The sequence below is a fragment of the Streptomyces sp. NPDC057438 genome, assembly GCF_042802995.1.
Lineage (GTDB): Bacteria > Actinomycetota > Actinomycetes > Streptomycetales > Streptomycetaceae > Streptomyces.
In genome coordinates this window covers 23,700-33,250 of sequence record NZ_JBHVDD010000098.1, presented here as the reverse complement: position 1 = coordinate 33,250, position 9,551 = coordinate 23,700, and the positions used below count along the sequence as shown (strand labels likewise).

Genomic DNA, 9,551 nt, shown 5'->3' with positions numbered 1-9,551 from the left:
GGCCCGGACCGAATCGGTCCGGGCCCTCTCAGGTGCCGTCCTCGTGTCTCATTGCCCGCCGCGCCGCCGCCCGAGGTGACGCAGGGCCGACGCGGCGGCGTTGGCGCCGCACATGCCGTGCGCGCCGGCGCCCGGTGGCGAGGCGGCGGAACAGAGGTACATGCCGGGGACTCCCGTGCGGTACGGGTCGAGCGCCACGCGGGGGCGCATCGCCAGCTGCAGGGCGGTGTTGGCCCCGGTGACGATGTCCCCGCCGACATAGTTCGGGTTGTACGCCTCGAACGCGGCCGGCGGGCGGACGGCCATGTCGAGGACACGCTCACGGAACCCGGGGGCGAACCGTTCGATCTGCCCGATGATCGCCTCGGTCGCGTCACCGTCGTAGCCGTGCGGGACGTGGGCGTAGGTCCAGACCGGGTGGAGGTCACCCTTCGAACGGCTCGGATCGGCCAGGTACTGCTGGCCGACCAGGACGAAGGGCCGCTCCGGCATGTGCCCCGCGTGGATCAGCCGTTCGGTGTGGGCGACCTCCTCGAACGTCCCGCCGAGGTGGACGGTGCCCGCCCGGCGGGCCGCCTCGCTGGTCCACGGGACACCGCCCTCGACCGCGAAGTCGGCCTTGAAGGCTCCGGGCCCGTGGCGGAAGCGACGGTAGGCGCGCGCGACACGCCGCGGCAGCCGGTCGCCCAGGATGTCGGCCACCGCGCGGGGGGCGAGGTCGAAGAGGACCACGTCGGCCGGTGGCAGATCGGCAGGGGTGCGCACCCGCACACCGGTCTCGATCCGGCCGCCGAACTCCGTGAGCCGGGCCGCGAGCGCGTCACCGATGGCCCGGGAGCCGCCCGCCGCCACCGGCCAGCCGTGCCGGTGTCCCGCTGCGATGATCGTCAGTCCGACGGCGGCGCTCGCCGGCCGGTGGAACGGGCGGAAGGCGTGTGCGGCCACCCCGCCGAAGAGTGCCCGGGCGGCCGGTGACCGCCACAGCCGGACCGCCGCGGCGGCCGGCAGCAGCGCCCGCGCCCCGAACCCCGCCAGACGCAGCGGATGGCGGGGCACATGGATGAGCGGCCGCATGAGGTCCTCGGCCAGCGCGTCGAAGCCGTTCGCGAGCGGCTCGAACACCCGCTGCCACCGGCGTCCGTCGGCCCCGCCGAGGCCGTCCGCCGTCTCCTGGACCGACCGGTGCAGGACACCGGCCTCGCCGGAGTCCAGCGGATGCGCGCAGTCGATGTCCGGCAGGCGCCAGGTCAGCCCGTGGCGCCCCAGGTCGAGGCCGCGCAGGAACGGCGAACCCACGGCCATCGGGTGGGTGGCGGAGCAGTGGTCGTGCAGGAGACCCGGGGTCAGCTCGCTGGTGCGGGTACCGCCGCCGATGGTGTCGGCGGCCTCCAGGACGGTGACCTCGATGCCCTCCCGGGCGAGGTGCACGGCGGCCGCGAGACCGTTCGGACCGCTTCCGACGACGACGGCCTTAGTCATATGTCTCCCGCGTCTTCCGAGTCTCCCGCGTCCTGTGCGTCCGCGGATTTCCTGCGATTTCCCGCCGATGGACACCGGATTTCCGCCGATGGACACCGGTTTCCCGTCGGTCGGCACCGGGTTTCCGACGGGCGCGGAACGGCGGGTGGGAAAAGGGAGGAACGGGCCCCCGAAAGGGCCCGGTCCGGGCCGGTTCACCGCTCTGCGGGACGAGGGAAGGACGTCCCGGCGCCTTTGGCTCTCCGACATTAATGCGTTCACCGGCCCGGCGCGATGCGCAGAATTGCCTAATTCGCCGTTCCTTCGCGTCCGCGTCCGCGTCCCTGTCCGCGTCCGCGCGTGCGGGGCCGCCTATCCCGCGTCCCAACTCATATCCGGCTCCGGTTCCGTGTGCGCGTTCGGCTTGGCGTGGCGTCCGGCCGGCCGCCGGGGCGTCGCGGGGGGCTTCTCCGTGTCCGGAGGCGGGGTGTCCGCGAGGACCGGGAAGTGGGCGATGAGCCACCAGCCTCCGTCGTCGGCCGGCCCCGCCGTCAGAGAGCCGCCGACGGCCTCGACGCGCTCGCGCAGCCCGATCAGGCCGTAGCCGCCACGGCCTCCCGTGGGACGGGAGACCCGCCTCTCGGGGCCGCAGTTGTGGACGTCGACCCGGAGCAGATCGCCACGGGTGCGCTGGACGCGTACGGTCGCGCGGGTGCCCGGAGCGTGCCGCCGTACGTTGGTCAGCGCCTCCTGCACCACACGGTGGACCGCGCAGCCCACCTCGGGCAGCAGCGTGCTCCTGCGGGCGACTCCGGTGACCTCCAGCTGGGCGGACGATCCGTCCCCCTGACCGCTGAAGGCCGAGACCAGTTTGGCGAGTTCGGTGTAGGGCGCCTCGGGGCACTCGATGGAGCCCTGCTCGCCCTCCTCGCGCAGCACGCTGATCAGACGGCGCATGGAGTCCATGGTCCGCTGCCCCGCCTCCGCGATGTTGCCCAGGATGGGGCCGATCTGATGGGGCGCGCTCTCGTGGATCACACTGGCGGCGTGGGCCTGCGCGATGATGCCCGTCACGTGGTGGGCGACGAAGTCGTGCAGTTCCCGGGCGAGTTGGATCCGCTCGGCGAGCCGGACGGCGGAGATCGTACGGCGCCGCCGGGCGTCCAGCGTCCGCAGGTAGCAGCCCCCTCCCACGGCCCCGCCGACGGCGAACGTCAGCAGGAAGGGATACGTCAGGGTGATGCCCGTGCCCCCGGTGCGCAGGGGTTCGTCGATGACGCTGGCCCCCAGGGCGGCGGCCAGGGCCAGCACGATGCCGGGCCGGGAGACGTTGCGGCAGATGCGCGTCAGCAGGACGAGCATGCACGCCGTCTCCAGCAGGCCCCACGCGGGCAGGTCCGACCCCCTCAGGGAGGTGCCCAGGGTCACCGCCGTGGAGGTGGCCGCGCAGATCCCCGCCCGCCATTCGGTGCTCAGCCGCGGATACGGCACGACCACCAGCGCCAGGGCGAGCGGGCCGGTCACCAGCGGCAGCCAGTCGACGGGGCCGCGCTGATGCATCCCGATGACGACGATGTCGAGGACCCACAGCGCGCCCAGCGCCGGGTACAGGGCGCGGTGCTTCAACTGCCGCATGGGTAACCGGGGAGCACCGTGGTGCGGCCGGGTCGCCTGTGCCGAAAGTGCCGTGAGCGGCGAGGTGGTCATGTCACCGGAGGCTAGGCATGCACATGCCTTTCCGGCAGACGGAAGTTCGATCTGTGGGGAGGGACACAGATCATCCACAGGGTGAGCACGATTCCCCCCTCAACGCTCCGTCCGCACCGTTCCGTTGGCCCAGGCCCACGCGGCCACCTCGACGCGGTTGCGTACGCCCAGCTTGTGGTGGATGTGGCCCAGATGCGTCTTCACCGTGGACAGGGACAGACACAGCTCGTCGCTGATCTCCTGGTTGGTGCGGCCCACCGCGACGAGGCGGGCGACCTCCAGCTCCCGTGCGCTGAGCGCCGAGTCGGGCACCCCGACGGCATCGGCAGGCGCCCGCTCCTCCAGCAGCCTCAACAGCCGGACCGTGACCCCGGGCGAGACCAGCGCGTCGCCGCGTGCCGCCGCCCGGACCGCCTCGATCAGCAGGGCGGGCGCGGCGTCCTTCAGCAAGAAGCCGCAGGCGCCGTTGCGCAGCGCGATGTTGAGGTAGTCGTCCTGGTCGAAGCTGGTGACCACCACGACCTGTGTCGGGTGCGTGGCCCCCGGCCCGGCGAGCAGCCGGGTCACCTCCAGCCCGTCCAGCTTCGGCATCCGGACGTCCACCAGGCACACGTCCGGCCGCAGCGTGCGTGCCGACTCCACGCACGCGAGCCCGTCGGCGGCCTCCCCGATCACCTCGATGCCCTGCTGGGCGTCCAGGATGAGACGGAAGCCGGCCCGGACCAGGTCCTGATCGTCGGCGATCATCACGCGTATGGGGGTGTCGCTCACGCGGCGAGCATGCCATGGATCACGTGAGCGGTCCGGGTGTCCGCGGAAGTGGGTGGACCGAACTTCCCTGCTGAATCGGGCAGTTGGGCCTTTCCCGGCGAAAGGCGTCTCCCGGCGGCAGGACCGGGCCGATCGACTGATGACTACTGCCGGGTATCGGTCGAACGGTCGATGCCCGGGAGCGGGATGTCACGGGAGAGTCACAGCGCACCAGACGCTCGACCCACGGGTCCTCGACCCCCTCCGAACAAGGCAGGCACCCCATGGCAGTGGACAGCGACGGCCGGCTCAGCGCCCGGGAACTGGAGATTCTCCTTCTGGCGGCCCACGGCATGTCGGACGCGGACATGTCCCGGCGGCTGTCGATCTCACCCCGCACGGTGGCCGCCCACATGCGCAGCATCAGGGAGAAACTCTGCGCGAAGAACCGCACGCATCTCGTCGTCACGGCGTTGCGCGCGGGAATCCTCGCGCTGCGCACGGACCGCCTCGACCGCCTCGACGAAACGTTCCGCTTGACAGGGCGGAGCGGAGTCCGCGCCCAGCCCGTCGGCGTGGGATAGCCCGGCGGCTCGGGTGACGACCGGGCGAACTTCGGCCGAACCTTGGCCCGTTGACCACTTTCACGTGGACAGGTCACGTCCGTCCGGGCGCAGGATGCTCTCCGCACCCCCTGCGTGACACGACCCTCGACGGCCTGGATGACGGTAAGGAAGCGAAAGCCTGTGAGAACGCCCCGTACTGCTGGACGAGCCGCCCTTCTGGCCTCGGTCACCGCGCTGGCCACCTCGCTCGCGGTGTCCCCCGCGGGAGCGGGAGCCTCCGCCCTTCCCGCGGTGACCCCGACGAGCGAGACCGCCGCGCTGTACGACGACGAGGCCGGCGGCAACTCCGACGCCGACGACCCGGCGATCTGGCGGAACCCCGCCGACCCCGGCCGCAGCCTCGTCGTCGCCACCGCGAAGGAGGGCGGCCTGCGCGTCTACGACCTGGACGCCCGCCCGGTGCAGTCACTGCCCGCGCCGAAGCCGCCGACGCCGGACGACGCCCCCGGCCGCTACAACAACGTCGACCTCGTCACCGGTCTGCGCACCCCGGCGGGCCGGACCGACGTGGCCGTGGTCAGCGACCGGGGCAACGACCGGCTGCGGATCTACCGCATCGACCCCGCCCGCCGCGGCGGCCCGCTGACCGACATCACCGACCCGGCCTCCGCTCCCGTGTTCTCCGCCGACCAGGCCGAGATCAACGACCAGCGCACGGCGTACGGCCTCGCCACCTGGACGGACCGGGCGACCGGCCGCAGCTACGCCCTGGTCAGCCGCCGCGAGCGCACCCGTCTCGCCCTGCTCGAACTCGTCCCGGCAGCGAACGGCAGGGTCGGCTACCGCAAGGTCCGCACCCTCGACCTGCCCTCCTCCTTCCGCCTGCCCGACGGCACGACGTGGACCCCCTGCGGCGAGCCCGGTGAACTCCCGCAGGTCGAGGGCATGGCCGTCGACCCCGCCACCGGCACCCTCTATGCGGGCCAGGAGGACATCGGCATCTGGCGCCTGCGCGCCGACCTCACCGGCAGGCCCGTCCTGGTCGACAGGACCAGGGAGTACGGCGTGCCCGGCCGCTACGACGAGGAGAGCGAGGAGTGCGTGCCGGGCGCCGACCCCGGCTACGGCGGGAAGCGCCTGTCGGCCGACGTCGAGGGCCTGACCCTCTATCAGGAGCCGGACGGGGACGGCTACTTGCTCGCCTCCAGTCAGGGCGACAACACCTTCGCCCTCTACGACCGTGAGGTGGGCGAAGGGAACGAGTACGAGGGCGGCTTCCGGATCGGGTCCGCGTCGGACACCCTCGACGGTGTGGAAGAGTGCGACGGCGCCGCCGTCCTCAACGCCCCGCTGGGCCGCCGCTATCCGCGCGGGCTCCTCGTCGTCCAGGACGGCCACGAGACCCCCGGGGTCGCGGACGGGGAGGGGGGCACCCGCACGGCCACCGGCTTCAAGTTCGTCGATCTCGGTGAGCTGACGGACGCCACCGGCATGTGAGCGCCGCAAACTCCGCCGACTCACTCCCTGCCCTGAGCCCTCCTGCCCTCGGCCGCCCCGCACGTGGCAGACACACCCCCGGCCCCTTCCGCGCGGTCAGTCCCCGATCGCGCGGAAGGGGTTCTCGTCGAGTCCGTCCCGCATCCACTGCTCCAAGGCCGCGACATGGACCGTCGCGGTGGAGACCGCCAGCGCGGCGTCACGGGCCAGCAGGGCGCGCAGGATCTCCTCGTGCTCGCGGTGGGCATGCTCCACGGCCCGCTCCGCGCGGGTGCCCCGGACGATCCGGGCCCGCTGGGTGCGAGTGGAGAGCACCTTCATCAGCATGGACAGCACCGGGTTGCCGACCGCCTCCACGATCCGCAGGTGGAAGGCGATGTCGTGGCCGACGAACTCCTCGACCGTGGTGGCGGCCCGTGACCGCTCCAGGATGGTGCCGAGGTCCCGGAGGTCGTCGGCCGTGAGCAGGGCGGCGGCCGCCCCGGTGGCCTGGGGTTCCAGCAGCCGCCGTACCTGGAGCAGTTGCAGGGCGGTCCGCCCCTGGGAGACGTCCGAGGCGAAGGAGAGCGACTCCAGCAGGAGGTGCGGCTCCAGGCTGGACACATAGGTGCCGTCGCCCTGCCGGGTGACCAGGATGCGCATCGCGGTCAGGGCCCGAACCGCCTCCCGCAGCGAGCTGCGGGACAGGCCGAGCTGGGCGGCGAGGATCTCCTCCTTGGGGAGGCGGGAGCCCGGCTCCAGCTCACCGGCGACGATCATCGCCTTGATCTTGTCCATCGCCTCGTCGGTCAGTGCCACGAGAGGCCTCCCTGTCGCGGTCCTATTCCTGCTTCTCGCCCGAGGCGAAGCGGGAGATGATCAGAGCGACGATGATGATCGCGCCGTTGAGGAACTGGTTCCACAGCGGCGGCACGCCCGCCAGCGTCATGACGTTCACGACGAGCTGGAGCGTCAGCACACCGGTGAGCGCGCCGAACACGGAACCCTTGCCGCCGTTGAGGCTCACCCCGCCGATGACGGTCGCGGCGAAGACCTGGAAGATCCAGCCGCTGCCCTGGGTGGCGGAGATCGACCCGTAGTGACCGCTGTAGAGGATGCCGGCGAACGCGGCCAGCACACTGCCGAGGATCAGCACCACCCACACGATCCGGTCCACCCGGATACCGGCGGTGCGGGCCGCCTCCGCGTTCCCGCCGATCGCGTACAGGGCCCGCCCGTGCCGCAGCCAGGCCAGCGCGCTGCCGCCCGCAGCGAACAGCACCACACAGATCCAGATCGCGGCCGGCACACCCAGCCAGGACGCCTTGCCCAGGTACGAGAAGGAGGAGGGCAGCTCGACGATGGACTGGCCCTCGGACAGGGCGACCTGGAGACCGCGCAGCATGGTGAGCATGCCGAGGGTGACGATGAACCCGTTGAGCCGCAGCTTCAGGATCAGGAATCCGTTGACGGCCCCGATCACCACGCCCACCAGGAGACACAGCGGTACGGCCGTCCACTCGGGCAGCAGCCCGAGCCCGGTGAACCGGGCGCCGCTGGTCGGCAGGACCAGCCAGACGGCGATGACCGGCGCCACTCCGATGGTGGACTCCAGCGACAGGTCCATCCGGCCGCAGACCAGGATCAGCGCGGTGGCCAGCACCAGCAGGCTCAGCTCCGTGGACTGCTGGGCCACGCCGATGAGGTTGTCGGCGGTCAGGAAGGCCGGCGAGACGATGAACCCGATCAGTCCGAGGACGAGGATCGCCGGGACCAGGGACAGCTCACGGAAGCGACCGAGGTCGAGCCCGCGGCGGGTGTCCCCGGTGGTCTCCCGCGCCGCCGTCGTGGCGGGGTCGGTGACATCAGTGGTGGCGGACATGACTACCTTCCGTGCTCTTCGGTGGTGTCCGGGGCGGTGTCCGCCCGGTCGTCGACGGCGGTGCCGGGCGTTCCGTCCCGGCCCGCCGCGGCCTCGGCTGCGGGCTTCGTGCGCCCGGCCACGCCTTCCATGGCGGCTACCACGTGCTCGTCCTTCCAGCCGCGGCCGAACTCGGCGACCGCCCGCCCGTGGAACATCACCACGAGCCGGTCGCAGACCTTCAGGTCGTCCAGCTCGTCGGAGACGATCAGCGCGGCCTTCCCGCCGTCGGCGACCTGCCGGATCCGGCGGAGCAGGAACTCCTTGGACTTGACGTCGACCCCGTTGGTGGGGCGGATGGCGACCAGCACCTGGGGGTCGGTGGCCAGGGCGCGGGCGACGACCACCTTCTGCTGGTTGCCGCCCGACAGGGCCGACACGGGGGTGGAGCCGCCCGGGGTCTTGATGTCGAGGTCGCGGATCATGCGCTGGGCGAAGGCCCTGGTCCGGCCGGGCAGGACCGTCCCGTACGGGCCGAGCTGGTCCGTGACGGTGAGGGTGGCGTTCTCCGCCACGCTGCGGTTGTTGACCAGACCCTGGAGGTGCCGGTCCTCCGGGACGAGCCCGACACCGACGGCGAGCGCCGACGGCACACTGCCGCCGCGTACCCGCCGCCCGCCGACCGAGATCGTGCCCTGCTCGGGGCGGTGCAACCCCGCGACGGTCTCGCCGACCCGCACATTGCCGCTGGCCGCCGCGCCGGCGAGGCCGACCACCTCGCCCGCACGCACCGACAGCGACAGGTTCTCGCAGGCGCCGGGCAGGGTGAGGCCCTCGACCGTGAGGAGGCCGGGGGAGTCCGGCCGCACCGGGGGCCGGTTCTCGACGGCCGCCGCCGCGGTGACGGTGGTCTCCCCGGTCATGGCCTCCACCAGCTCCTGGTGGCCGAGCCGGGCGACGGGCGCGGTCAGGATGTGGGCGGCGTCGCGGTAGACCGTGACGGTGGTGCAGAGGTCGTACACCTCCTGCAGATGGTGCGAGATGAACAGGAAGGCGACGCCCTGGCGCTGGAGGTCGCGGAGTTTGTCGAAGAGGCGGCCGATGCCGCGGGCGTCGAGCTTCGCGGTCGGTTCGTCGAGGATGATGAAGCGCGCGCCGAACGACAGCGCCCGCGCGATCTCCACGAACTGCCGCTGTTCGACGGTGAGATCCCTCGCCCGTGCGCCGGCCTTCACGTCGACGCCGTACCCGGCGAGCAGCTCCTCCGCCCGCGCCCGCAGCTGCTTCCAGCGGATGGGCCGGATCGCGCCGTCGCTCTGCCGGTTCAGGAAGAGGTTCTCGGCGACGGTCAGGTCCCGGATGATCGTGGACTTCTGGTAGACGCAGGCGACCCGGGAGCGCCAGGCGTCGATGTCGCCGACGGCGGGCGCCGCCTCGCCGGAGAAGCGCAGGGTCCCGGTGTCGGCGGGCTGCAGTCCGGTCAGGATGGACACCAGCGTCGACTTGCCGGCGCCGTTGCGGCCGACGAGCGCATGCGACTCGCCCGGGGCGATGGTGATCCGGGCCTCGCGCAGCGCGACCGTGGCGCCGAACCTCTTGCTGATGCCGGTGGCCTCGGCCACCGGGGCGGGACTCCCGGCGGCGGGGTGTCCGCCGCCGTTCGCCGTGGCGGTCGCGGTGTCCGCCATGTGGATACCGTCCTTCGTGGGGTGGGTGCGAGCCTTCGTGGGGTG

The 9,551-nt window shown here is 72.3% G+C and carries 8 protein-coding genes; 2 read left to right on the top strand and 6 right to left on the bottom strand.

What is annotated here, in order from left to right:
- Positions 1–48: 48 nt before the first annotated feature.
- The 3 genes from ACFU5F_RS35980 to ACFU5F_RS35970 form a co-directional block, all read right to left on the bottom strand.
- A complete protein-coding gene (locus ACFU5F_RS35980; RefSeq protein ID WP_383896771.1) occupies positions 49–1,479 on the bottom strand; it encodes a phytoene desaturase family protein in 1,431 nt (476 codons plus the stop codon).
- Between the two features lie 351 nt (positions 1,480–1,830).
- Positions 1,831–3,093 carry a sensor histidine kinase gene (locus ACFU5F_RS35975; protein ID WP_383896768.1) on the bottom strand — a complete coding sequence of 421 codons (1,263 nt, stop codon included), beginning with the start codon at positions 3,091–3,093 and terminating at the stop codon, positions 1,831–1,833.
- 171 nt (positions 3,094–3,264) lie between these two features.
- The gene (locus ACFU5F_RS35970; protein ID WP_383896785.1) at positions 3,265–3,912 is read right to left on the bottom strand and encodes a response regulator; all 648 of its coding nucleotides are present in this window, start codon (positions 3,910–3,912) and stop codon (positions 3,265–3,267) included.
- A 287-nt stretch (positions 3,913–4,199) separates the two neighbouring features.
- On the opposite strand from ACFU5F_RS35970, the gene ACFU5F_RS35965 reads away from it, so the two are divergent.
- Positions 4,200–4,499: a response regulator transcription factor gene (locus tag ACFU5F_RS35965; protein WP_383896765.1), complete on the top strand. Its 300-nt coding sequence runs from the start codon at positions 4,200–4,202 to the stop codon at positions 4,497–4,499.
- A 162-nt stretch (positions 4,500–4,661) separates the two neighbouring features.
- Positions 4,662–5,978 carry a phytase gene (locus ACFU5F_RS35960; protein WP_383896763.1) on the top strand — a complete coding sequence of 439 codons (1,317 nt, stop codon included), beginning with the start codon at positions 4,662–4,664 and terminating at the stop codon, positions 5,976–5,978.
- A 96-nt stretch (positions 5,979–6,074) separates the two neighbouring features.
- Here the strand turns inward: ACFU5F_RS35960 and ACFU5F_RS35955 are convergent, their stop codons facing one another.
- From ACFU5F_RS35955 to ACFU5F_RS35945, 3 genes are read right to left on the bottom strand one after another with little or no spacing between them, the layout of a single operon-like run.
- The gene (locus ACFU5F_RS35955) at positions 6,075–6,776 is read right to left on the bottom strand and encodes a FadR/GntR family transcriptional regulator (RefSeq protein ID WP_383896760.1); all 702 of its coding nucleotides are present in this window, start codon (positions 6,774–6,776) and stop codon (positions 6,075–6,077) included.
- Positions 6,777–6,798: 22 nt separating this feature from the next.
- The gene (locus ACFU5F_RS35950; protein WP_383896758.1) at positions 6,799–7,839 is read right to left on the bottom strand and encodes an ABC transporter permease; all 1,041 of its coding nucleotides are present in this window, start codon (positions 7,837–7,839) and stop codon (positions 6,799–6,801) included.
- A 2-nt stretch (positions 7,840–7,841) separates the two neighbouring features.
- Entirely contained in the window at positions 7,842–9,506 is a 1,665-nt protein-coding gene (locus ACFU5F_RS35945; protein ID WP_383896755.1) for a sugar ABC transporter ATP-binding protein, read from the bottom strand.
- Positions 9,507–9,551 lie beyond the last annotated feature (45 nt).

Excerpts from the sequence above, each read along its gene's own strand:
- ACFU5F_RS35980 (WP_383896771.1), bottom strand. The coding sequence starts at position 1,479 with ATGACTAAGGCCGTCGTCGTCGGAAGCGGTCCGAACGGTCTCGCGGCC.
- ACFU5F_RS35975 (WP_383896768.1), bottom strand. The coding sequence starts at position 3,093 with ATGCGGCAGTTGAAGCACCGCGCCCTGTACCCGGCGCTGGGCGCGCTG.
- ACFU5F_RS35970 (WP_383896785.1), bottom strand. The coding sequence starts at position 3,912 with ATGATCGCCGACGATCAGGACCTGGTCCGGGCCGGCTTCCGTCTCATC.
- ACFU5F_RS35965 (WP_383896765.1), top strand. The coding sequence starts at position 4,200 with ATGGCAGTGGACAGCGACGGCCGGCTCAGCGCCCGGGAACTGGAGATT.
- ACFU5F_RS35950 (WP_383896758.1), bottom strand. The coding sequence starts at position 7,839 with ATGTCCGCCACCACTGATGTCACCGACCCCGCCACGACGGCGGCGCGG.
- ACFU5F_RS35945 (WP_383896755.1), bottom strand. The coding sequence starts at position 9,506 with ATGGCGGACACCGCGACCGCCACGGCGAACGGCGGCGGACACCCCGCC.